The organism is Streptomyces sp. NBC_00873, assembly GCF_045207415.1.
Classification (GTDB): domain Bacteria; phylum Actinomycetota; class Actinomycetes; order Streptomycetales; family Streptomycetaceae; genus Streptomyces.
In genome coordinates this window covers 616,410-639,306 of the sequence record NZ_CP108803.1, presented here as the reverse complement: position 1 = coordinate 639,306, position 22,897 = coordinate 616,410, and the positions used below count along the sequence as shown (strand labels likewise).

The following is a 22,897-nucleotide window of genomic DNA, read 5'->3' as shown; positions in this document are numbered from 1 at the left end:
TTCTCGTCACTGGACGGCAGCTCAGAAGGGTCTGTCACCGACGATTCCCGCGCGCTCCATCTTGCGGACGGCGGGCCAGTAGTCCTGGACGGCGTAGTGCTGTGTGGAGCGGTTGTCCCAGATGGCGAAGCTGTTCTTCTGCCAGCGCCAGCGCACCTGGTACTCGGGGACGGCCGCCTGGCTGATCAGGTAGTTCAGGAGGTTGCTTGCCCCGGGCGCGTAGTCCTGGCCGAAGCGCACGTGCTCGGGCCGGTGGTAGTTGACGAAGTGCGTGGTGAAGCTGTTGACGAAGAGGATCTGTTCACCGGTCTCCGGGTGGGTGCGCACCACGGGGTGCTCGGCGTCCGGATACCGGGCCTTGAGCGCGTGCCGCTCCTCCGTGGGAAGGACGGCACCGAAGGTCGCCTCGATGCTGTGCCGTGCACGGAGGTCGGCGATCTGCGTCCTGATGTGCTTGGGCAGCCGGCGGTAGGCCTCCGCCATGTTGATCCAGATGGTGTCACCGCCCACCGGGGGTGTCTCGATGCAGCGCAGTACGGCACCCATGGGCGGGCACTCGCGCCAGGTCGCGTCGCAGTGGAGCGCGTTCTCGTAGTGCTCGGGTTTGCTGTCCAGGTCCTTGTAGATGCGGACCAGCCCTGGGTGGTCGGGGTCGCTGCCGAGCACCGGGTGGTCCTCCAGCGGGCCGAAGCGCGAGGCGAAGGCGATGTGTTCGGCTCGCGTGATGTTCTGGTCCCGCAGGAAAAGGACCTTGTACTTCAGCAGCAGCTGCTTGATCTCGGCGAACAGGTCGTCGTCGCGCGAGGCGTCGCCGAGGTTCAAACCGGACAGTTCGGCGCCGATGGTACAGGTCAGCGGCTCAACGGTGATCGAGGGGCGCAGGACGCCCGAGCGCACCAGGACGGGTGCGTCCTCCCTCGGTTGGACGGTCTGGGACATGGTGTTCACTCCTGGGGGGCTTGTGGGCGAGTGTGCTCACAGGACGAAGACGGAAGATCCCGTGGTTTGTCCGGCTTCCAGATCGCGATGCGCCTGGACCGCGTCCTGCAGGGTGTAGCGCTGATTGATCTGGATCTTGATGCGTCCGGAGGCGACGTGCCCGAACAGTTCGCCGGCCAGGGCGTCGCGCTCAGATCTTGGTGTCGCGCAGCATGAAGCCGCGCCGGCCGGGGCGGCGGTTGGGCACCATGCCGAGCTGGGCCAGGGTCTCGTCGGCGTCCGAGTACCATTCGCCGATCTTGTAGATCTTCTTCGCTTCCTGCCCGGTGGCGATCTCACGGCCGAGCGCGTTGGCGACCTGAACCATCTGCTCGACCTGCTTCACGGAGGACATCCGCTCGCCCTTGCGCCGCCACAGGTTGTCCTCGTTGCCCACCCGCACGTGCGCGCCCAGGGCGATGCCGATCGCGTTCATCGGCGCCACCGCGCGCATCGAGGCCTCGATCGTGAGCACCGCGCCGTCCGGGACACGGCGGATGAATTCGACCAGGTCCGCCGGGTGCCGCCCGGCGAACCCGCCACCGATCGCGACGTAGTTGAGCACCAGCGGTCCGTTGTAGATGCCCTTGCGGATCAGTCGCTCGACGGTCTCGAGCTGTGCCATGTTGGCGAGTTGGAAGTGCGGCTGGATGCCGTTGGCACGGAGCCGCTCGAGGTGCTCGAGGTAGAAGTCCGGCCCGGCCTCGACGACCATGTCGCGATAGGCCTTGTACATGGCCGGCTTCGCGATGGAGGTGCCCTCGATGTCCTCGTCGTCGAAGAGCTCGACGATGTTCATCTGGTTGGTGCCGATCGCGATCGTCACCTGGTCCGGCCGGGGGTTGATCTCGGCCAGCATGTGGCGGGTGTCGTAGCTCAGCCACTTGGCATCGGAGCCCTCGTCCTCGGGGGCGAAGGAGATCGACCCACCGATCTGCAGGACCATGTCCGGCACGGCCTCACGCAGCCGGGCCATCAGCTCGTTGAACATGGACATGCGCTTGGAGCCGTGACCGTCCAGCTCGCGCACGTGAATGTGCAGCACCGTGGCGCCGGCGTTGTAACAGTCGACCGCCGCCTGCACGTGCTCATCCATGGTGAGCGGAAGGTCGTCGGCGTCACCGGGCAGCCATTCCGGTCCGTAGGGGGCGGCCTGGATGACCAGCTTCTCCTGGTTCTCCGGGTACAGAGAGTCGTCGAGGAAGTGCATGGTCCATCTCCTTTGTAGGATGGCGATCACACGGGTGTCTTGCATCGATGCCTGCGGCGCAAGGGCTGGGGTCTGGCGGGATCGGCAGGGGGTTCTCAGCCCCACCGGGTGGCTCGGCATACAACCAGCGGGTCGGCGAGGGGGCGTGAAGCTGCAAGCAGGGTTCCTGCTCGCCGTTGTGGGGCCTGTGAGCTCCCTTGCGGTGATGCAACGTTAAGCGTCGGTTAACCGGGACGCTGCACCTGAGGTGACAAGTGAATTGTCAATTGGGGACAGGCACCCATCGTGGTGATCACGCTGGTGGGTACCAGTACTGCTTGAACGCCGCAGCTTATTCAGGCAGCCGGTCACGGCCTCCTCGCAGGTCCCTTTGTCCTGGGCCACGAGGTGCGGGGGTGGGCGGCGCGGCAGGTCGCGGGTCGTGTGCGACCGGTTGATCGTTCCCTGACGGCCGTGGTGGAGCCGTGGCCGGCCTGGCGGAGATCTTGAGTTCGCGCGGCCATGAAGCCGCGCCGGCAAGAACGGCGACGGCGGTTCGGCGCGATGCCGAGCCGGGCTGCCGGTGTCCCGGGTACTGCTCGTTCGTGGTGACCGGGAGGGCGCCGCGGCCACCGGTAGCCGCTTCGGTCCGCGGGACCGGTCGGAACGACCCGCTTCTCCTGGCTCTCGGTCGCGGGCGTTGTCGAGCCGGGTTCCTTGATCAGGTCGAACCGGTTCGGCTCCGGCGTGATTGACGGATCTTCATCGGTCTTCCGGCCGGAGGCGACAGTGGACCCGCCCCCTTGAGGACATCCCTCTCCGTCGACGCCGCCCGGTCTGCCCGGGGTCGGGCCGGGGCAGGGGTCGGCGGCCGCACGCGATGGTGGGGAATCATTCCTCGACGAGGTATTGCTGCCTGGCTTGGCGGACGCGCCAGTCCCTCGCGCTGCACCCGAACCGCTCGCGGAACCAGCGCGAGAAGGCACTCGGTGCGGAGAATCCCAGCAGGCCGGAGATCTCCGTCAGCGAGCGGCGCGGGTTGGCCATGAGCTGCTGCGCCAACTGAACGCGTGTTGCGTTCAGGAGGGAGGAGAACGTCTTGCCGGACGCCGCCAGATGCCGGTGGACGGTTCGACGGTCGACGCCGAGGCTGCAGGCGACCTGCTCGATCGAACAGCGTCCGGTCGGCAGCAGGACGCCGATCAGCTCCTGCACGCGGTCCGGCACGGTCGTGTCCCTCGAGACCGCGATGGACTCGAAATACTGCCGGACGTAAGTCCGGAGCAGCGGGTCCGACATCGGGTTAGGAACATTGAGATCGCTTCCGTAGAAAACGATCCCGTTGAATTCGCGATCGAATTCCACCACGGGGCCGAAGATGCGCCGGTGGGTGGTGAGGTCCACTGGGGCGTCGTGCGTGAAACACACGGACAGCGCCTGCCACCGGGCACCGAGGAAGTTGCGGAGTACCTGATGGAAGACGCCCACGGCCAGCTCTATGGACTGGCGGGCCGCCACCGCCTGGACTGGTTCCAGGCTCATCTTGAGGGTGGCCAGACCGCTCGCCTCGGACAGCAGGGCATGGAGCATCTCGTTGTACATGTGCTCATGGCGGACCAGCAGCTCGATCGCACTGCGGACATCGGGCTCTTCGCGAATGACGAGGCTGATCGGGCCGAGATTGGAGAAGCGCCGCCGTTCGGCAAGCAGCAGCCCGAAGTCCTCCCGGCGTGCGGCCGCCGCCGAGAGTTCGAGCAGGTGGATCACGGCCTCGCCGGAGATCCACCTGTCCTGGACCGCGAGGCCGGCAGCATCCAGGCCCACGCGCTTCATCAGGGCTCGCGGATCGATGCCGAGCGACTGGCTGAGCTCGACGTAGCTGCTGAGGCTCGCGTTGCGGACAAGACGCTTCATAGTCGCACTCCCGGGCTCTGTCCCCGATTGATAAGTTAAATGTCGCGTGAAGTCAAGCGATGCGCCACATAGTGACCTAGCGTTGCACCACCCGCGATGGGGTTCACCGCCCGGCATTCGAAGCCCCGGCCGATCGAGAAAACGACGGACAACACCATGGCAAATCATCTGATTGTTGGCCAGACCGGAAAAAGAGGTACGGAGTCCCTGGCTGGCGAGCGATCTACTGCGAGTCCTCCATGACGAGCATGAGCGATGTGCTTCACCATCCCTGTACCGGGCCGGCCGTGTGGCAGGGCCCGTCCCTGGCAGGCTCACAGGAGTGAATCCTGCGACTGTCGCCGGCGCAGATCGACGAACTCGAGGCCGCTCTGCGCGCGCTCCGGGAGCGCGATACCCCTTGCTGAAGGTGACGGCAGTCTGCGGTAAAACCGCTGCTACCTGGAGTCCGCACAGCACTTTCCCGACGCCCCACGTCTTGAGTCGGCCGACGTCGAACTCTTCGACCTCATCGACGAACTCGCAGCGTCCCCGGACCTGCGGCTGGACACCGACTTCGGTGCCGGCGATGTACTGCTGGTCAACAACCACGCGGTTCGGCACTCCCGCACCGCGTACGAAGACTTCGCCGATCCCGCACTGAAGCGCCATGTCCTGCGCCTGTGGCTGACCCTTGCGACAAGGGCGCGTCCTTTCCGCCGGGCTTCTGGGGAGATCTCCACGGCACCGGAGGTGGCTCCGGTCCCGCGAGAGATCGAGGAGGTGCTTTACGAGCATCCAGCTGTCGGTGAGTCCGCAGTCGTCGGTGTGCCCCACAAGACCCACGGGGAGGAGGTCGCAGCCGTCGTGGCCCTCCGGGAGGGCGCGCAGACCACGGCCGAGGACATACGCGGATTCGTCAGGGAACGGGTGGCCGCCTACGAGTACCCGAGGATCGTCACGTTCACGGACGCACTTCCCAAGGGGGCGACCGGCAAGATCCTCAAGCGTGAGATCACCGTCACCGACCACGCGGCCACGGACTGAGCGGTCCCGCTCCCGCGGCTGCGGAAGCCGGAAGGGTCCGGCTTCCGCAGCCGCCCGGCAGGGGCGCAGGTTCAGCTGCCGGATCTGCACGCACTGGAACTGCTCGTCGCAGTGGCGGAGACGGGCAGCCTCAGCCAGGCGGCGGCCCGGTTCGACATCAGCCAGCCGTCCGCCAGTGCACGGATGATGACGCTGGAGCGACGACTGGGAGTGAAACTGCTGGTGCGCTCCACCAGGGGTTCACGGCTGACCCCGGCCACAAGGTGATCGAAGGCATCCGGCACAACGGCTTCGGCCTCGGCTTTGTGGAGGGCCCCTGGGTGCCGCGGGACGTTCAGTCCACCGTGGTGGGACGGGACCGGTTGGTCGTGGTGGTGGGCCCGGATCATCTGTGGGCGCGCCGCCGCGGCCCGATCGGTGGGGCTGAGTTGGCGGCCACCCCACTGGTGCTGCGCGAACGCGGCTCCGGGACTTGTGCGACGTTGGAAGCCGCACTGAAGACGTATGGCTCAGTCGCGATCCCGTTCTGGAGCTGGGGGCGACCGCACCGCTGCGCTGCGGCGAGCGGACTCGGCCCTGCGGTGCCGTCGGCCATGGCCGTGCAGGAAGACCTGCGGGAAGAGCGGCTTGTGGCCGTGACGACCGATCCGAGCCTACAACTGGAAAGGTTCTGCGAGCCATATGGCTGCGCGGGCAGGAATTGCCGCAGTCGGCATCGCAGTTGCTCACACTGGTTCGCCGCGGCGCCGGCCGTCCGGGCGACCGCGTCCGGAAGCAGACGGACGGCAGCTGAGCGAACTTGTGCAGACCTGAAGGAGCTCACCCTGCACTGGCCGGCGGTGCACATCATTTCGGTCTGACGGACGAACGCCACCCTGCCTGCGGTGCATCGCCGGCGCAGGCCCGCGCCAACGGCCCGGCGGGAGGCGCTTCGGCCGCAACAGCGCGCCGGTCAGGGACCAGAGTGTGTACCGAAGGACAGGCGAGGGGTGCGTTGCGAGACAGCGCCCCCGGCTCGCCACATCACACTCTGCCCCTGAGAGGTTCGCCCTTCTGCCCGCGCCTTGCGGGCACTGAGAGGTCAGCCGCCGTTGCTGCGTCGCTGCTCGAACGACTTGAACTCCTCGGCGAGGACCGGAACGCCGACATTGCAGGCGTGAATGCCGAGGGTACTGGTCAGCTTGAGCACCTCGAGGATCTCTTCCCGGGTCACGCCGAGCTCCAGAGCGGCTCGGATATGGCGGCGGACCCCGGGGGAATACATATGGGTGCAGGCGGCATCCACAGCGATGCACAGCAGTTGAACGACTTTCGGGTCGAGTATCCCGCCGCTGTACGGCATCATCGCCATCTTCATGAACTGTTCGGTCCACGCGGGATCCCATTCGTGCAACTGATCCCACATCGGATTCCAGCTGCCGTTCTCGCGCATCTGGTCGACTGTCGAAGAACTCGCCATGGTGTGCCTTCCGTGATCGCTGACCAGTCTGGGTTGACGCCATGCGGAACTCTTGGGCGGCGCCAAGGTCGATGACCGCGTGCAACGGTCCGCCGTTTCTCTACGGGGTGATGAAGGCAACAGTAGGGCCGCAGACGCCCTCCCACTTACCCTCAGAGGACGCGTGAGTTGTCACTTCGGGACGCCCCTGGTGACAGCAAGAGCATCGGCCGAGGGTCCAGACCTGCTGTGGCGCAAGCACGGCTGGCCCGGCGGCGCCGCGAGGCGGTGTGAGGTGAGCGCACGGGCAGGTGCCTCGTCTCCGATCTTCCGAGTCCTCGCAGCGGGCGGAAACACTTCGATTCTGTGGTGCCCAAGTGGTGCACGCTCCGCTTCTACGGGGACGCACCATTGCATGATCATGGAAAGAGCTTGGGTGCAGATCTTTTGAGGGTGTCTGGCACGAGCGTGACCTGCGGGTTCGTGATCCAGCACGGCTACGCCGTGTCAGTTACGCCCGGCCGTACGGCGCCGACGCGGACCAACGGGTGCTGTGAGAGACAGACGGGCAGGTCGGCCGCGATGGGCTCCGTGGGACGATGGACTCGATCCGTACAAAACCGCAGGTGGGCCAGACCCTCAAAAGATCTGCACCCATCGAGCATCGTGAACTCCTCCCTGCGCGCCCAGCTGGTCATGGACGCCATCAGGCACGCCGTCGACTGCGACTTCCAGATCGCCTCGAACCTGATGGGCGAGATCCTCCGGAACAGCAACGGGCAGCAGATGTACGGGGTGTGCTGCGGTCTGGCGGACGCCGCCCGCCAGACCCTCGTGCGTCTCTACGGACACCAGGGCCCCGAGACGATGTGGGCCCTGGCCCCATCAGACCCGGCCGACGAACCCCAACACCCCGCGCACACCTTCTCCCTGCGCTTCATCGGTGCTTTCGCCAACAGCGACATGGAGACCTGCAAGGCCCTGTACCTGGCCGCGGCCAACGCCAGCGCCGACGACTACGCCCACTCGGTGATCGCGCTGCTCGGCGACGTCGCCCGCCTGGCCCGCCGCGCGCTGCTGGAGCTCGCCGAGGGCGGCGAGGAACCCGCGTCCCACCCGCACTGACCCCTAAGCCGGGCCGTACCCGCGGTGCCCACCACCCCCGCGGGTACGGCCCCCAACCGCGCGACCCTGCGGAAAGGAACGCAGCTATGCCACAACAGTTGACCTTCTTCGACGACCCCGCGCCGCCGCTGCAGCCACGGAATTCCGTAGGGATTACTGGACTGTGCGGCCTGGGCATTTTGTCTAACTGCCGATCTGGAGCATGACACCGTCCTTCTCGATCGGGGCGTTCGGCTTCAGGTTGAAGGTGATCGACTGGAAGGGCTTGGGCCTGCGAACGCGAATGCTGCCGTTGGAATCATCAGGCGCCGTGTCTGTGCGGTTCTTCGCCACGCCCATAACTACGTTGTTCGTGACCGTGAAACCGTCGTCGCCGCTCAGCTGGGTGACAATCGTATCCGTCGGAAACGTCAGGATTGAGCCGAACGATCCCAGGTAAAAGACGACATCCTGCACCTCGGCGCCCAAGTCGACCGTGAACTCAGGGTCGGTGGGCTTGCTCTCGAGTTCTATCGCGTCGGAGGTGGGCAGCGATGGATTGAAGGAGGGCGTTCCAAAGCCGGTGTACTCCTCGTTGAGGTCCGCTTCACCCAGGGGCCCGGTGACCGTCACCGGTCGGCCGTCCAGGGTCCCGGTGGCCTTCTCGTCGCTCTCGTGGGACGTCCAGTCGACGAACTGTCCCCTTCTACCGATCTTACCCAAGCACTCGTCGAGCACGTTGCGGACGATTGTCTGGAGGTCCGTATCGATGATCAGGCTGCCGCCGAAGGTGATGGAGCCGACAGAGAAGACCAATCCACCGGCGGCTGTGGTGTAGGTGGTCATGTCGGCACCGTACGGGCCGTGATCGCCGGCGTTGGTGCCGCGAGCGAGCAAGACGGTTCCGGGCGGTGGGGCGCCGCGGTCGTCGAGGGCCGACTCTATTTGCACGATCACGCCGTCGGGGGCTTCGCCGGGAATCGATGTGTCCATCTCTATCCCGCTGGCTCCGCCCCCGGCGAGGCCATCGGCGCCGATTTCGCTGAAGTTGTCGAGCCCTGTGTGGTTGAAGAACCGGTGGTCCGCCGCGAGCACCTGGTAGGGGGCGAAGGTGCGGCTGCCGACCCGGGACCCCACGCCCAGGAGTTCCCGCTCCGGTCGCGGCGGATCCAGGTTCACGAGGTAGCAGAGTGGTCGGAATGTGTTTTCGTCACCATTGAGGGCAACCATGCGGTTGTTGTCGAGGTCGAGCTCGACGCGTTCGAACAGGCTGTTACCGCCGAGATTGAGGAGGTTGCCGCCGGTGTCCAGATAGCCCTCGAGTTGGTCGAGCATCTGGTCGGTCCAGTATTCGGTGTGAGTATTGAGGACCAGGGCCGAGTAGCCCGATAGGTCAGGGATGCCACTGTGGAAGTCGGTATCGGTGTAGACGTCCACCCCGTAGCCGGCATCGACGAGCCATCCGAGCACCCAGAGTTCGGCGACGGTACGGTGCTTCGGCACGATATCGTCATCAATGGGCGTCGCGAACGGGTTGGGCCGCTCAAAGCTCAGGAACGCGCCGACCGGGGAGCTGTATTTCGACCTGCCGCCCCAATTGTTGTATGCGTTCCATGTGCTGGTGCTGGCCAGTACGGCAATCCGACCCGGCTTTACCGCAGCCGGTTTGACAACGAACACGATGTGACTGTCCAGACCAGTCGGGCTGCTGCATCGAGCCGAATACATACCCGACTCCCAGTCTTCCGGGATGGTTAGTGAGAATGTCGGGGCCCAGGAACAGCCGTCCTGCCAGGGGTTTTCCGGAGTCACCTGCAGGCCGCCGTCTATTGGTTGCGGGTCTCCCATGGCTGCCACTTCGTCGCCGTGAATTCCGATCTTGAGGAAGGTCACTTCGTAGGTGTCCTGTCCCGAGGTGCAGAAGTCGATCGTCTCGCCCGGTGCGGCGGACAGGGGAACGCAGTAGCCGTCGGTCACCAAAGAAGTGAGAAGGTAGTCGTCACTCCCCTTGTGGTCGTGAACGCCGCCTGCCGGGCAGGGGCCCATATCCCCCTCGGGATTGCCGGCATAGGTCAGACCCTGGCACTTTTTGCACCGCATCCATTCCGGCTGCTCATACGACTCGGGCGGCCTGTTCTCGCTCAGTACGTAGTCCAGTCCGCCCCCCAGCTGCTCATGCAAGCCACCTGCGGGGCACCGCCCCGGCCCTTGAGTGGAGTCTTTGGTATACGTCAAACCCATACAGTTCTTGCAGATCACCCACCCTGGCTGCTGATCTTCTCCAGCAGTAACACTCGCGGTCAGGACGTAGTTCCCGCTGCCCGCGTGGTCATGTACGCCGTCAGCCGGGCAGAAGCCCGACTGAGGGAAGCCTGCCCAGGCCAGGCCCTGACACTTGTTGCACCACATCCACAACGCTTGCGTGGCCATTCGAATCCCTCCGACCGGTCTGCCATAACCGCACCGAGTTCTAGGTCCTGGAGTTGATGGAGTCGCCGTTCAGATGTGCACTATCCGGTATGCGAGGCAACAAAGGTCGTGCTCACCAGTCATCGCAATGCTTCGTCTGGCGTTTTCCCGAAGAGGCCCTCTTGCTCAAGGGGTCATCTCATCCGAATCCTTCACCGCCGGTAGGACGAAGTCGCTCAGGCGTCAGGACTGAAGCCACAATGCAGCCCTCACTTCCATGACACCATCGTCCGAGCACTCATGCAAAGGGTGAGCGAGGACGGACCGGTTAGTCATTGGGTGTAGATCTTCTGAGGGTGCCTCGTTGGGGTGATTCGCAGAGGTTCGTGATGTGGCCGGTCATGCCGACTTCTACCGTCGCCGAGGTCGAGCCCGCCGTGAGGCGTGCGGGTGCTGAGCGAGGGTGGGTGTGGTGTGCCGTCGTTGATGGAGGCGTTGGAGGCCAGGCGAGCTGAGGTGCTGGGTCAGGCCGAGCGGCTTCGTGAACAGATCGCTGGTCTGTCCGAGGAGTTGTCGCGGGTCGAGGAGCGGCTGGCGCGGTTGCAGATCGCGCGGGAGACGGTGGAGGAGGTGCTGGCCGCGCCGTCTTTGCCGGTGCCGGGCACGGACGCCGCGGGTGGGGGCGACGGCGGGGTCGCCGTGGCGTTGGTGAAGGCCGAGGCAGAGCTGGACGTGACGGTGATGTCGCCGGAGTACCGGGCGATCATCGCTTTGTTCGCGACCTCGGGAGCGGCGATGCGCTGCAAAGAGGTCTGCCAGCACCTGGGTCTGGGGACCGAGCCGCGGCACGTCGAGGGGATGCGCTCGAAGCTGAAGCGGCTGGCGGAGCGCGGGATCCTGGCCGAGCCTTCGTCCGGGCTGTTCAAGGTCGACGGCAGGAAGCAGGGGTGGTGAGCGTGGTGGGATCGGCCCAAGGTGCGCTCGCGGAGTGTGAGGACGCCTTCGCCGCCTCGGCGGGTCTGTTCGCTGCGGCGTGTGCGGAGTTGGCGGCTCCGGAGGCGGCGGTGATGACGCACGCGCAGTTGGAGGACCTGCTGGGGGCGCGGATGCGCGAGGTCACCCGGCAGTTGTTCCAGGACCACCTGATGCTGCGGGCCAGCAACGAGGTGCGTCGGCAGGAGGTCGTGGACGTTGCCGGTGTCGGGCGCTCCCGGATCGAGCGGGGTCGGCACCGGACGCTGGCCACGGTGTTCGGCAAGGTCACCGTGGCCCGGATCGCCTACCGCGGCACCGGCGTGGCGGACCTGCACCCGGCCGATGCGGTGCTGAACCTGCCTGACGGGATGCACTCGCACGGGCTGGCCAGGCTCGCCGCGATCGAGTCCTCCCGCGGCAGCTTCGCCGACGCCTGTGAGCGGATCAACGCCGTCACCGGCTCCGGAGTCGGGCACCGGCAGGTGCAGGAACTCGCTGTCGGTGCCGCAGTGGACATCGACGCGTTCTACGACGCCCTCGTGCCCCTTCCGTGCACCGACGCCACGGCGCTGATCTTGTCGGTGGATGGCAAGGGCGTGGTGATAAGGCCCGAAGCGCTGCGCGAGGCCACCGCGAAGGCCGCGGCGGCCAAGGGCGGCAACGCAATGAGGATCCGTCTGGCGTCCGGGGAGAAGCACGGCAGGAAACGGATGGCCACCCTGGGAGCCGTCTACGATGCCGAGCCCGCGCCGCGCACGGTGGACGACATCATCGCCGATCCCGACCGGCAGGACGCCGCCCACGGCGCGGCGCCCGAACGCCGCCAGGGGCCGAAGGCCCGGTCGAAGTGGTTGTGTGGTTCGGTGAACGACACCGCCGCGCAGGTGGTGGCCGCCGTGTTCGACCAGGCGGAGCACCGCGACCTGGGCCATCGGCGTCCCTGGGTCGTCCTGGTCGACGGTGCCCGCCATCAGATCGACCTCATCAAGGCCGAAGCACAGCAGCGCGGCGTGGACCTCCACATCATCGTCGACCTGATCCACGTACTCGAATATCTATGGCGAGCGGCCTGGTGCCTGCACGACAGCGGCGATGCCTCCGCCGAGAGCTGGGTCGCCCGCCACGCCCGCATGCTGCTGGGCGGCGGCGTGCAGCAGACTGCCACCGCACTCGAGGCAGCCGCCCGCACCGCTGGACTGCGTGGCGCCCAGCGCAAGGGCATCGACGAGGCCGTGAACTACCTGACCGGCAAGGCCGAGCACCTGCACTACGACACCGCCCTGGAACGCGGCTGGCCGATCGCCACCGGGATCATCGAGGGAGCATGCCGGCACTTGATCGGCGACCGCCTGGACATCACCGGCGCCCGCTGGGGCCTCTCCGGCGCGGAAGCCGTGCTCAAGCTGCGTGCCGTCCGCGCCAACGGCGACTTCGACGCCTACTGGGCCTGGCACGAGCAGCAGGAATTCATCCGCAACCACCAGGCACGCTACCGCGACCGGCTCATACTCACCGCCTGATCGACAGCGCCCTCATTGGATCTGCACCCAAAGAGCTTTCAGTCGGGCAGGCCCAGGTCGTCCAGGGACTCCCCGGCGGCCCACTTCTGCAGCTGGTGGCCGCCGAGGAGGTGGACGCCGCCTTGGCGGGAGGCCCACAGCACATCGGCGCGGCTGTACGCGCCTTTGCTGACCACGACCCGGATCAGGTCATCGACCCCGGGGCGGCCCGCCTCGCGCAGCGGAGCGGGACCGGTCGGCACGTCCTCGTCCGCTGCCTCGTCCGCCGGGCGGAACCGCACGTCGAGCCGGCGGCCGCCGCGGTCGCGTGCGTACAGGCGCGGCCGCCTTGCGACCGGCATGGCGATGACGTGCCAGCCGTCCCGGAGCAGCATCCGTTCGGCGGCCGCCGCCAGGCCGTGGTCATCGAGCCCCGCGAGTTCGGCCGGGGTGTAGAGCCCACCGCGCCGGCGGGCGGCCGCGCGGCGCCAGCGGACGAGGAGCACAGCGGCGGCCGCGAGCACGGCGATGCCCAGCACCAGGCCGACGACGCCGAGTTCCGCGTACATCCAGGAGAGGAAGCCCACCGGCAGGCCGATGGCCAGGCCGAGGCCGACGAAGCCGGGCAGCACCTCCCAGAAGGTGGGCCCGTACCGGCCCTGTGCCCGCAGTTCTGAGACCGCGCGTTGCCGCTGAGAGCGCCGTGACCCGGGCACGGGAGGACGCCTCCACCACAGCTCCACCTGGGTCAACTCCCCATCACCACCCGCCTGTCCGTACGTGTCCGTAGAGATGCCCGCTCACGCGGTCGACCCGCCGGCCAGGGCGAAGTCCGGCCATAGAATCAGCCAGGCGAGATGAGCTGAACCGCTTGCGCGGAGTGTTGGGGAACCCCAACACGGACGGAAGGAACCGTACATGACGACCTCTCAGCACCAGCCTTTCGCACCCGGCGGTCGAGCCGATGACCCCAGCAGGCTGAGACTGGAGCCCAGGGAAACGGACGGACGGCGTACTGGCCGGACGGAGTGAAACACCTACACCCTCGCGTTCCACGGCGGGAAGCATAGATCGCGGACGAGGCGGACACCGCCATCCTGGCCATGGACGCGATCCAGTCCGGGGAGTGACTGGAACAGAAACCGGCTGTGCCAAGCGCCCGCGCCTCCGATGCGGCACGGCTGCACATCGACACGTGGATCGCCCCCTCCCACACGCAGGCCGCCCGGGTCGCCGACGGCAGCCTGGACCTGGCCGTGTGCTGGGTGCGAACTCAGGACCTGGAACAACGCGGCCTGAACGCCCGGCTCGTCGGTGCCGACCGGCTCTACGCCGTGGCCGCCGGCGACGACACCAGCGCGGTGCGCGCCCGGGACAGCTCCGTCCTCCTCGACGACGACACCACGTCATGGCAATCGTGGAATCGCTACGCCGAACAACTCGCCCACAACACCGGGGCACGCGCGCAGCACACTCCGACGGCGGCATCACGGGCCCCGCTTTCTTCGATCACGTCCGCCGCAGCAGCCGTCCGATCGTCAACTCGCCCAAGGGCCAGACCACCCCGCTGCCGCCCGGACTCGTCCAGCGCCCGCTGATCGGACCTGCGATCTACAGGACCTGATCGCTGGTCTGGTGCCGCAGCGCAGCCCGCGCCTCCGTTCTCGCCGCGGTCGACGCCCTCACCGAGGGCGTCGGTGACTTCGGAATCCATGCGTCGGACGCCTGGCTGCCCGACGGCGACCCGTACAAACGCGGTAGGGGCCTCAGCGGGCCCCGGCCCTGAGCGCGGTCCTGCCGGATCTCTGTTTACACCCTTTGACACCCGTCGACCGGTCGTCTATTCTGCGATAGACGACCGTTCGGCTAGTGATCGGTCAGCAAAACCCTCCCGTCGAAAAGGTCATCGTGAGCACGCAGGATCAGAAGGTCGCAGTCATCACCGGCGCATCGCAGGGCATCGGAGGCGCGCTCGTCACCGCCTACCGCAAGCTGGGCTACGCCGTCGTCGCCACCTCCCGCAGCATCGCCGAGTCGGAGGATGCAGACATCCTTACCGTCCAGGGCGACATCGCCGACCGTGCCACCGCGGAGCGTGTCATCGCCGCGGCAGTCGAGCGGTTCGGCCGGGTCGACACGCTGGTCAACAACGCCGGGATCTTCGTCGCCAAGCCCTTCACCGAATACACCGAGGACGACTACGACGCCGTGCTCGGCGTGAACGTGGACGGCTTCTTCCGGATCACCCAGCTCGCGGTCGAGCGCATGCTCGAACAGGGCGGCGGTCACATCGTGCAGATCACGAGCAGCCTGGGCGACCAGCCCGACTCGAAGGTAACCTCCGTGCTCGCCTCGCTGACCAAGGGCGGCCTGCAGTCGGCGACCAAGGCCCTGGCCATCGAGTACGCCACCCGCGGCATCCGCAGCAACGCCGTCGCCCTGGGCACCATCAAGACCCCGATGCACCCCGAGGAGCACCACGAGTTCCTCGCCGACCTGCACCCGGTCGGCCGGATGGGTGAGGTGAGCGACATCGTCGACGCGGTGGTCTACCTTGAGAACGCCCCGTTCGTCACCGGCGTCATCCTCCCCGTCGACGGCGGCCAGACCGCCGGCCGCTGAGCCGTCAGGCGCATCTGCCGCCCGCCCGACGATCCATACGGCAGCGCCCGTCCCGGAGCCTCCGCAGCACCGGTATGCCGGTGCTGCGGACGGTCCGGATCCGGCTCGCACGGTCCGCGCCCGGGGCACCACCCACGCTCCGGCCGCGCGGCCCCGTCACCAGCGGGCGGATACGGCCTGTCGCGCCGCGGCCGACGAGGCGCGCCCCAGCAAGCGATGGCCGGGGCGCGAGGCGTCCTGCTTTTCGGAATCTCCGCTGGAAGCTCCGCAGTCTTCGGCCCGTTCGGCGCCGAAGACGACCCGATCAGCGTCCGTCCGCATTCGGTCAGTGACCCGACGAGGCGGCCTCCCCACCTCACAGGAAGAAGAAACTCCATGGCTTCGCCGCTGACCGCTCTCGGGGTGGACGCTCCGATCCTGGCCGCCCCCATGGCCGGCGGGCCCAGCACTCCCGCACTGGTCACCGCGGCGGCGCGGGCGAACGGCCTGGGATTCCTCGCCGGCGGCTACAGGACGGCAGATGTGCTGGCCGAGCAGATCGCCAGGGTCCGCTCGGACGGCGTCTCCTTCGGAGTCAACCTCTTCGCGCCCAACCCGCTGCCGGTCGATCCGGAAGCCTTCCGCCGCTACGCCCGCGCGATCGCCCCCGAGGCCCAGACCCACGACGTCGACGTCCAGGCTGCCGGCATCGTCGAGGACGACGACCACTGGTCGGAGAAGATCGACCTGCTGCTGTCCGACCCGGTACCGGTCGTCAGCTTCACCTTCGGGGTCCCCGACGCAGCCGTCATCGCCTCGCTGCGTGCCGCTGGAACCCTGGTCGTCCAGACCGTCACCTCACCCGAGGAGGCCCGCCTGGCGGCGGAGGCCGGCGCCGACGTACTGGCCGTGCAGGCCTCGGCCGCCGGAGGGCACTCCGGCACGCTCACCCCGCAGCGCATCCCCGCCGCCATCCCGCTGCCCGACCTGCTGGCCCAGGTGCGCCAGGAGGTGTCGCTGCCGCTCGTCGCCGCAGGCGGGCTGGCCACCCCCGCCGACGTGGCCGGGGCCCTGCGCGCCGGGGCCACGGCGGTCATGGTCGGCACCGTGCTGCTGCGTGCGGACGAGGCCGGCACGTCGCTTCCCCACACGGCCGCGCTTGCCGACCCGGCACGCCACCGGACGGTGGTGACGAGGGCGTTCACGGGCCGGCCCGCAAGGGCCCTGGCCAACGACTTCACCGACCAGTACACCGATCTCGCCCCCACCGGCTATCCGGCGCTGCACCATCTGACCAGCCCGATGCGCAGGGCTGCCGCGGCGGCCGGCGATCCGGAGCGGATCAACCTGTGGGCCGGTACCGGGCACCGCCACGCCACCGCCGAGCCCGCTGCTCGGATCCTGCGGCGGCTGGCCTCCCGGCTCTGACCACGGCGCCCCCAGCTCCGACCACGACACCGTGCCGGGAAACGCCCCGCGGGACGACCCGGAGGACGCGCTCCCGGGCGGTTCCTCAGCGCAGGATCTGACCGAAGACGACGGTGAAGAAGACCTCGAACGCCCGGGGCGAGCGGTCGGCCCGGGCAGCAATCAGCGCCCCTTCCCAGGCGCTCAGCACGAAGCGCGCCAAGGTGGTTGCTTCCAGGGTCTTCGACACATCGCCCGCCTGCTGGGCCTCGGCGATGGTGGAGGCAGGGCATCGGCCCAGGTTTCCAGGCTCCGTCGCACCGACTCGCACACTGCCTCGCTGTGGTCGGCGACCTCGACGGCGAGATCCCCCACCAGGCAGCCTCGGTTGAACTCGGTGTCGATGTTCTCGTCGCGCAGGAACTCGCAGTGCAGGCGCAGCCGGGTCAGCGGCGCAACCGAGTTGTCGCGCAGGGTCTCCAGCCGACGGCCGGCGCCGTAGCGCTCCAGGGCCCGACAGCCAGGGCTTCCTTGCTCTCGAAGTGGTTGTAGAAGGACCCCTTGGGAGCTCCGGCGGCATCGGTGATGTCCTTCACGCCGGCTGCCGCATAGCCGTGAATGTGGAATTGCTCCACGGCTGCCGTGATGAGGTTCTCACGCAGGCTGGCTCTGGCCACTGTCAGCGCCTCCAAGCGGCAATATGGGCGATCGTCTCGTCATGGCGCCGATCTCCTGCCGAGCCCGCCTGATGCTTGACCATCACACGCCTTGCACGGGATGGGCCTTGGCCACATTCAAGGCGACCGGTCACTGGGGCGAGGATCTCCCGAGCAAAGGATCGACATGTCCGGCCACGCCGAGGTTGAAGGCGCCGGACAGCGGGCCTTCCGCGTCGGCGTGGCCGGACAGGCTGGTCCGGGAGCGCTCCACCGCGGGACCGCTGCCGCTGGGCACACAGCAGAGCCGGCGGAGCCACCTGCCACACCCCGCGGCCGGCATCACGCGCCGGCCGCTGCCTCCTGTGGCGCGCGAACACGCAGCAGGGCGAGGCAGTTCGCCCAGAGGGCGCCGAGCGGGGACAGGTTGTTGTAGAGCTTCGCGAACAGTACCTGGCCCTCGAGCTGCGCCACGATGCCCTGGGCCGCTTCCCGGGGGTCGGCGACGTCGACCTCTCCCCGCCGAAGGGCTTCGGCGACGACCGCCTCGACCATGCCCACCTGGGCATCGAAGATCTCCTGCAGGCGGCGGCGGATCGATTCGGTCTGATTGCTCAGCTCCAGGGTGAGGTTGCCGAACAAGCACCCCGAGATGGTGCCGCAGGTCTTCTGGCCGTCGCGCTGAGCGGCCTCGTTCTCCTCGAACAGTTGCCGCAGCCGCTGCAGGGGTTCCGCATCGCTGTCGAGGATGCGGCTCCAGTCGCGCCGCTCGCCGGCCCAGTGCTCGTCGAGGACCGTGAGCGCCAGGGCCTCCTTGGACTCGAAGAAGTAGTAGAAGCTGCCCTTGGGCACACCAGCCGACTTGCAGATCTCGGCCACACCCAGCGCTGAGTAACCGCGCAGTTCGATCAGTGACTGCGCGGCGGTGATGATTTTCTCTCTGGCGTCACTCGTCCGTCCCATGTTGCCAAGTATACGACCGCTCGACTAAATTATACTAGACCGGTCACCTAGTGACGTTTTGAGTCGACCTGGTGACATGAGGCGATCATTGAGCCAGGTGCCGCCTCGCTATCCCTTACGCATGGACAAGAGGTAACCCGATGAGCAATCCGATGCACGACGTACCGCCCGCACCCACACCATCAGGCGGCGACAGAACCACTCAAAGACTCGCCTCGACCTCCTCGGCGGTGGGGTACGACTCCTGCGCGCCGGGGCGCGTGACCGCCGCCGCGCCCACCCGCGCCGCGTACGCCGCCGCGTCCGGCAGCGACGAGCCCGTGCCCAGCCGCCATGCCAGCGCCGCCGTGAACGCGTCGCCCGCGCCGGTGGTGTCCACCGCGTCCACCTTCACGGACGGGACACGGGTCATGGACTCGGCGGTCGCCACCAGCGCGCCCTCTGAGCCGAGCGTCACCACGACCGACCGCGGGCCGAGCGCCAGCAGCGCGGCGGCCCAGTCCTCGGGCGAGCCGTCCAGGGCGGCGCCCGTGATGACCCGTGCCTCGTGCTCGTTCACGATCAGCGGGTCGCACGCCGCCAGCACCTCGGCGGGCAGCGGCCGGGGCGGCGACGGGTTCAGTACGAAACGGGTGCCGGACGGCAGGTTCCGTACGACCTCCACGACCGTCTCCAGCGGGATCTCCAACTGCGCCGAGACGATGCGGGAGGCGTGCAGGAGGCTGGCGGCGGCGCGTACGTCCTCTCGTGTGAGGCGGGCGTTCGCACCCGGCGAGACCACGATGCTGTTGTCCCCCGACGGGTCCACCGTGATCAGCGCGACCCCCGTGGGCGCCCCGCCGACCAGCACGCCCACGGTGTCCACGCCGGCCTCGCGCTGCGACTGGAGCAGCAGCCGGCCGTGCGCGTCGTCGCCGACCTGGGCCAGCAGCGCCGTACGGGCGCCGAGCCGTGCGGCGGCCACCGCCTGGTTCGCGCCCTTGCCGCCCGGATGGACGACGAGGTCGGAGCCGAGCACGGTCTCCCCGGCCGCGGGCCGTCGCTCGACGCCGATCACCAGGTCGGCGTTGGCCGATCCCACGACCAGGAGGTCGTAGTCGTACATGAACTGTCTCCCAACGGATCCCCACAGATCCCTATAGCGGTGAAAGCCGGTGCCACGACCGCGGACCGCGCCGCGGTGAACGAGCCGCACCGTGCGCGGCCCGCGGTCGAGGCGACCGGAGGGGCGCGGTGGTCAGCCGGTGAACCCCGCCACGTTCTCCTGCGTGACCACCTTCACCGGAACCATCACGGTCTCCTCGACCTTCTTGCCCTGGGCGGCCCGCAGCGCGTTGTCGACCGCGATCCGGCCCAGCTGGCTCGGCTGCTGCGCCACCGACGCGTACAGCGTTCCCGCCTTGACCGCGGCCAGGCCGTCGGGCTCGCCGTCGAAGCCGACGACCTGGACGGACCTGCCGGCCTTGGAGCCGAGCGCCTTGATCGCGCCGAGCGCCATCTCGTCGTTCTCGGCGAAGACGCCCTGGATGTCCGGGTGGGCCTGGAACAGGTTCGTCATCACGTCGAGCCCCTTGGCGCGGTCGAAGTCGGCGGGCTGCTTGGCGACGACCTGGATGCCGGGGTAGGCCTTCAGGCCTTCCTCGAAGCCCGCGCCGCGCTCACGGCTCGCGGACGTGCCGGCCAGGCCCTGCAGGATCACGATCTTGCCCTTGCCGCCCAGCTTCTCGGCCAGCGCCTTGGCGCCCAGCTTGCCGCCCTCGACGTTGTCGGAGGCGACCAGCGCGGCCGTCTTCGCCTTGTTGACGGCGCGGTCGACGCCCACGACGGGGATGCCGGCCTTGTTCGCGCCCCGCACCGCGGGGCCCGCGGCGTCCGAGTCCACCGGGTTGACGATGATCGAACCGAGGCCCGAGCTGGTGAAGTTCTGCAGCTGGTTGGCCTGCTGCGAGGCGTCGTTCTGCGCGTCGGTGACGGTCAGGTCGACGCCGAACTTCTTCGCCTCGGCCTGGGCGCCCGTCTTGGTCTGCACGAAGAACGGGTCGTTGAGCGTCGAGAGGGACAGGCCGACCTTCGGCGTCGTGGAGGACGAGCCGCCGTGCAGGAAGGACATCGCGCCGACCACGGCCGCCGCGACCACGGCGGCCAGCACGTACGTCATCGCCTGCTTGCCTTTGCCGCCCGGAGACGTCGTACCGGCCGCCACCGGCGTGGCCCCCGCCTTGCGCCGCACGGTGTCCAGCAGGACCGCCAGGGCGATCACGGCGCCGATGACGACCTGCTGCCAGAACGCCGACACCGAAAGCAGGTTGAGACCGTTGCGCAGCACCGCCAGGATCAGCGCGCCGATCAGCGTGCCCGACGCCTTGCCGGTACCGCCCGCGAGGGAGGCGCCGCCGATGACGACCGCGGCGATCGCGTCCAGCTCGTAGCCATTGGCGGCCTGCGGCTGCGCCGACGAGAGGCGCGCGGCGAGCACGACGCCCGCGGCGGCGGCGAACAGCCCGGAGAGCGCGTAGATGGCGAGCTTCTGCTTCTTCACGCGCAGACCGGAGAGCCGGGCCGCCTCCTCGTTGCCGCCGATGGCGTACATGGAGCGGCCGATGTACGTACGGCCCAGCACGAACGCGGTGATCAGGCCCATGACGACCATGACCAGCACCGGCACGGGCAGCCAGCCGCCGAGCGTGTCACCGAGGTGCGAGACCGAGTTCGGGAACGCGATCGGGGAGCCCTGCGAGATGACCAGCGACAGACCGCGGCCCACCGACAGCATGGCGAGCGTCGCGATGAACGGGGGCAGCTTCCCGTACGAGATCAGGATGCCGTTGACGAGTCCGGCGGCGAGGCCGGTCGCGATCGCGAGGAGCACCGCTATTGCGACCGGAACCCCGGCCGACGTGGCGCTCCAGGCGAGCACGGTGGCCGACAGTGCGGCGACCGAACCCACCGACAGGTCGATGCCCGCCGAGACGATCACGAAGGTGACGCCGAAGGCGAGGATGGCGGTCACGGCCGCCTGGACGCCGATGTTGAGCAGGTTGTCGGTCGTCAGGAAGTCGCCGGACAGCGCCGACATCGCGACGACGAGGACGAGACCATGGGCGTGCCGGCCTTCGCGGCGTCCAGCATGAGCGGCGACCCGCCGTCGGTCGGCGAGACGAGCAGGCCGTCGATCCGCCGGTCCAGCAGGGTCCGCACATGGTGGTCCTGGAGGTCGGGCCGCTCGTCGGCGTTGCCGATGATCACGCTGTAGCCGAGGGCGCGGGCCTCCTCCTCGACGGAGCGGGCCAGGTGCGTGAAGTACGGGTTCAGTACGTCGCTGATGACCAGGCCGAGGGCGCGGGTCTGGTCGGTGCGCAGCGACCGCGCGACGACGTTCGGGCGGTAGCCCAGCGCCTTGACGGCTGCCAGCACGCGGGTGCGCCGGCCACTGACGGCCGAGCGCAGTAGGCACCGTGCTGCTCCACGCCGGAGAGAGTGGTTCCTCACCGGTCTGTCAGGCTGTGTCGTAGCACGGTGCCGACCCGAGGCACGTGCCGAACACCTTCTCGTAGAGCGCCCTCGTCGGGGTATGCCGGATGCTGGAGCCGCGCAGCTCGCCCTCGCCACTCCGGATGGAGATTTCATGAGTGACAAGATCGCCCTGGCGACGTGGCCCACACCGATGGAGCCGATGCCTCGCCTCGCAGCGGCCCTGGGCCTGCGCGAGGACGACCTTTGGATCAAGCGGGACGACCTGATAGGCCTCGGAGGAGGCGGCAACAAGGCCCGCAAACTGGAATGGACCGTCGGTGCCGCACTGGCAGCAGGCGCAGACACCCTGGTCACCACCGGTGCCACACAGAGCAACCACGCCCGTCTCACCGCAGCCGCGGGTGCCCGCCTGGGACTTGACGTCGTGCTCGTCTTTCCGGGAACACCTGACAGCGTGGCGAACGGCTCTGGCAACCTTGTTCTCGACAGTCTCCTCGGAGCGAGGGTCTTCTGGGCGGGAGACAGTGATCCCGGCAGCATGGCCGACGTCGCCGCAGATGTTTGCCGGCAGTTGAGCCGCGACGGAGCACGGCCCTATCTGATTCCCTTCGGAGGCTCAAGTCCCCTCGGAGCACAGGGATACGTAGAAGGCGGCGAGGAACTTCGCGCCCAACTGCCCGACGTGGAACACGTTGTCGTGGCAGTCGGCTCCGGGGGCACCATGGCCGGTCTGATCGGTACACTCGGGGAGGAGCGTGTCCTCGGCATCCACTGCGGGGCGGTGGCAGATCCGGCCGTCACCGTAGCCGATCTCGCAAACGCACTCACCCACCGCAGCATCAATCCCGACTCCCTGCGCATCCGCACAGACCAGGTCGGCGGGGGCTACGGGGCACTCAACGAACCCGTCCTGGAAGCGATGAAGACCGCCGCAGCCACTGAGGGCATCGTCTTGGACCCCATCTACAGCGGGCGCGCCATGGCCGGATTGATCGCCGCCATCCGGGACGGCGACATCCGCAGGGGCCGATGCACCGTGTTCCTCCACACCGGTGGGCTTCCGGGTCTGTTCGGACATACCGAGGCCGTGCACCGATCTGTCACAACATTGCAGTCCTACAAGCCCGTTTGAGCGGGCGCTCGCGGCCAACCTCCTTGCCGCTGCGAGCGCCGCTGAGCCGTTCCTGATCCGGCGGCGTCCCGGCCGGCCCACCCGCACGGGAGCACCGACTCGGCGGACCGATGTGTGCGCCGGTCAGGTCGG

General features: G+C 68.1%; 21 protein-coding genes and 4 pseudogenes. 11 read left to right on the top strand and 14 right to left on the bottom strand.

All coding sequences use genetic code 11. The features are described from left to right. Positions 1 to 21 precede the first annotated feature (21 nt). The 4 genes from OH809_RS03030 to OH809_RS03015 all read right to left on the bottom strand — a co-directional run bounded on the left by OH809_RS03030 (position 22) and on the right by OH809_RS03015 (position 4,081). Entirely contained in the window at positions 22 to 939 is a 918-nt protein-coding gene (locus tag OH809_RS03030) for a TauD/TfdA dioxygenase family protein (RefSeq protein ID WP_406424272.1), read from the bottom strand. Positions 940 to 975: 36 nt separating this feature from the next. Beyond that, positions 976 to 1,119 carry a zinc-binding dehydrogenase gene (locus OH809_RS03025; RefSeq protein WP_406425406.1) on the bottom strand — a complete coding sequence of 48 codons (144 nt, stop codon included), beginning with the start codon at positions 1,117 to 1,119 and terminating at the stop codon, positions 976 to 978. A 10-nt stretch (positions 1,120 to 1,129) separates the two neighbouring features. Continuing rightward, entirely contained in the window at positions 1,130 to 2,188 is a 1,059-nt protein-coding gene (locus OH809_RS03020; protein WP_406424274.1) for a 3-keto-5-aminohexanoate cleavage protein, read from the bottom strand. A gap of 870 nt (positions 2,189 to 3,058) precedes the next feature. Continuing rightward, the gene (locus tag OH809_RS03015; RefSeq protein ID WP_406424276.1) at positions 3,059 to 4,081 is read right to left on the bottom strand and encodes an AraC family transcriptional regulator; all 1,023 of its coding nucleotides are present in this window, start codon (positions 4,079 to 4,081) and stop codon (positions 3,059 to 3,061) included. 441 nt (positions 4,082 to 4,522) lie between these two features. On the opposite strand from OH809_RS03015, the pseudogene OH809_RS03010 reads away from it, so the two are divergent. The 4 genes and pseudogenes from OH809_RS03010 to OH809_RS02995 form a co-directional block, all read left to right on the top strand. Further along, a pseudogene (locus OH809_RS03010) lies at positions 4,523 to 4,735 on the top strand (TauD/TfdA family dioxygenase); the annotation flags it as partial. A gap of 90 nt (positions 4,736 to 4,825) precedes the next feature. Next, positions 4,826 to 5,107: pseudogene (locus OH809_RS03005) on the top strand (AMP-binding enzyme); the annotation flags it as partial. A gap of 111 nt (positions 5,108 to 5,218) precedes the next feature. Then, entirely contained in the window at positions 5,219 to 5,374 is a 156-nt protein-coding gene (locus tag OH809_RS03000; protein ID WP_406424278.1) for a LysR family transcriptional regulator, read from the top strand. Continuing rightward, positions 5,371 to 5,967, top strand: coding sequence for a LysR substrate-binding domain-containing protein (locus OH809_RS02995; RefSeq protein ID WP_406424280.1), 597 nt, complete (start codon positions 5,371 to 5,373; stop codon positions 5,965 to 5,967). The genes OH809_RS03000 and OH809_RS02995 overlap by 4 nt, the downstream gene beginning before the upstream one ends. 221 nt (positions 5,968 to 6,188) lie before the next feature. Here OH809_RS02995 and OH809_RS02990 read toward each other — a convergent pair whose 3' ends face one another. Beyond that, the gene (locus OH809_RS02990; protein WP_406424282.1) at positions 6,189 to 6,539 is read right to left on the bottom strand and encodes a carboxymuconolactone decarboxylase family protein; all 351 of its coding nucleotides are present in this window, start codon (positions 6,537 to 6,539) and stop codon (positions 6,189 to 6,191) included. 672 nt (positions 6,540 to 7,211) lie between these two features. On the opposite strand from OH809_RS02990, the gene OH809_RS02985 reads away from it, so the two are divergent. Beyond that, positions 7,212 to 7,670, top strand: coding sequence for a hypothetical protein (locus OH809_RS02985; RefSeq protein ID WP_406424284.1), 459 nt, complete (start codon positions 7,212 to 7,214; stop codon positions 7,668 to 7,670). A gap of 183 nt (positions 7,671 to 7,853) precedes the next feature. On the opposite strand, the gene OH809_RS02980 is transcribed toward OH809_RS02985, so the two are convergent. Then, positions 7,854 to 9,830, bottom strand: a complete 1,977-nt coding sequence (locus OH809_RS02980; protein ID WP_406424286.1) for a N,N-dimethylformamidase beta subunit family domain-containing protein — start codon at positions 9,828 to 9,830, stop codon at positions 7,854 to 7,856. A 744-nt stretch (positions 9,831 to 10,574) separates the two neighbouring features. Between OH809_RS02980 and OH809_RS02975 the strand changes: the two genes are divergently transcribed. Further along, complete coding sequence (locus OH809_RS02975) at positions 10,575 to 11,012, top strand: hypothetical protein (RefSeq protein WP_406514828.1); 438 nt, start codon at positions 10,575 to 10,577, stop codon at positions 11,010 to 11,012. A 5-nt stretch (positions 11,013 to 11,017) separates the two neighbouring features. Next, on the top strand, positions 11,018 to 12,553 hold the full coding sequence (locus tag OH809_RS02970) for an ISKra4 family transposase (protein ID WP_406425408.1): 1,536 nt from the start codon (positions 11,018 to 11,020) through the stop codon (positions 12,551 to 12,553). Positions 12,554 to 12,591: 38 nt separating this feature from the next. On the opposite strand, the gene OH809_RS02965 is transcribed toward OH809_RS02970, so the two are convergent. After that, positions 12,592 to 13,248: a hypothetical protein gene (locus OH809_RS02965; RefSeq protein ID WP_406424290.1), complete on the bottom strand. Its 657-nt coding sequence runs from the start codon at positions 13,246 to 13,248 to the stop codon at positions 12,592 to 12,594. Positions 13,249 to 13,674: 426 nt separating this feature from the next. Here OH809_RS02965 and OH809_RS02960 point away from each other — a divergent pair. The 3 genes and pseudogenes from OH809_RS02960 to OH809_RS02950 all read left to right on the top strand — a co-directional run. Next, positions 13,675 to 14,318: pseudogene (locus OH809_RS02960) on the top strand (LysR family transcriptional regulator); the annotation flags it as partial. A gap of 122 nt (positions 14,319 to 14,440) precedes the next feature. Continuing rightward, positions 14,441 to 15,154, top strand: a complete 714-nt coding sequence (locus OH809_RS02955) for an SDR family NAD(P)-dependent oxidoreductase (RefSeq protein ID WP_406424292.1) — start codon at positions 14,441 to 14,443, stop codon at positions 15,152 to 15,154. A 375-nt stretch (positions 15,155 to 15,529) separates the two neighbouring features. Then, positions 15,530 to 16,561 carry an NAD(P)H-dependent flavin oxidoreductase gene (locus OH809_RS02950; protein WP_406424294.1) on the top strand — a complete coding sequence of 344 codons (1,032 nt, stop codon included), beginning with the start codon at positions 15,530 to 15,532 and terminating at the stop codon, positions 16,559 to 16,561. Positions 16,562 to 16,646: 85 nt separating this feature from the next. Here the strand turns inward: OH809_RS02950 and OH809_RS02945 are convergent, their stop codons facing one another. From OH809_RS02945 to OH809_RS02915, 7 genes and pseudogenes are all read right to left on the bottom strand, one after another. Next, positions 16,647 to 16,871, bottom strand: a complete 225-nt coding sequence (locus OH809_RS02945; protein ID WP_406424296.1) for a TetR family transcriptional regulator C-terminal domain-containing protein — start codon at positions 16,869 to 16,871, stop codon at positions 16,647 to 16,649. Between the two features lie 14 nt (positions 16,872 to 16,885). After that, a pseudogene (locus OH809_RS02940) lies at positions 16,886 to 16,945 on the bottom strand (hypothetical protein); the annotation flags it as partial. Between the two features lie 41 nt (positions 16,946 to 16,986). Next, a complete protein-coding gene (locus OH809_RS02935) occupies positions 16,987 to 17,217 on the bottom strand; it encodes a TetR family transcriptional regulator (RefSeq protein WP_406424298.1) in 231 nt (76 codons plus the stop codon). Positions 17,218 to 17,347: 130 nt separating this feature from the next. Then, positions 17,348 to 17,494 (bottom strand): hypothetical protein, encoded by a 147-nt coding sequence (locus OH809_RS02930; RefSeq protein WP_406424300.1) that lies wholly within the window; start codon positions 17,492 to 17,494, stop codon positions 17,348 to 17,350. Positions 17,495 to 17,538: 44 nt separating this feature from the next. After that, positions 17,539 to 18,159 (bottom strand): TetR/AcrR family transcriptional regulator, encoded by a 621-nt coding sequence (locus OH809_RS02925; RefSeq protein WP_406424302.1) that lies wholly within the window; start codon positions 18,157 to 18,159, stop codon positions 17,539 to 17,541. Between the two features lie 202 nt (positions 18,160 to 18,361). Then, on the bottom strand, positions 18,362 to 19,264 hold the full coding sequence (locus OH809_RS02920; protein ID WP_406424304.1) for a ribokinase: 903 nt from the start codon (positions 19,262 to 19,264) through the stop codon (positions 18,362 to 18,364). Between the two features lie 132 nt (positions 19,265 to 19,396). Beyond that, positions 19,397 to 21,613 (bottom strand): substrate-binding domain-containing protein, encoded by a 2,217-nt coding sequence (locus OH809_RS02915; RefSeq protein WP_406424306.1) that lies wholly within the window; start codon positions 21,611 to 21,613, stop codon positions 19,397 to 19,399. A gap of 171 nt (positions 21,614 to 21,784) precedes the next feature. Here OH809_RS02915 and OH809_RS02910 point away from each other — a divergent pair, with 171 nt between their 5' ends. Beyond that, positions 21,785 to 22,765: a D-cysteine desulfhydrase family protein gene (locus tag OH809_RS02910; RefSeq protein WP_406424308.1), complete on the top strand. Its 981-nt coding sequence runs from the start codon at positions 21,785 to 21,787 to the stop codon at positions 22,763 to 22,765. The last annotated feature ends 132 nt before the right edge of the window (positions 22,766 to 22,897 follow it).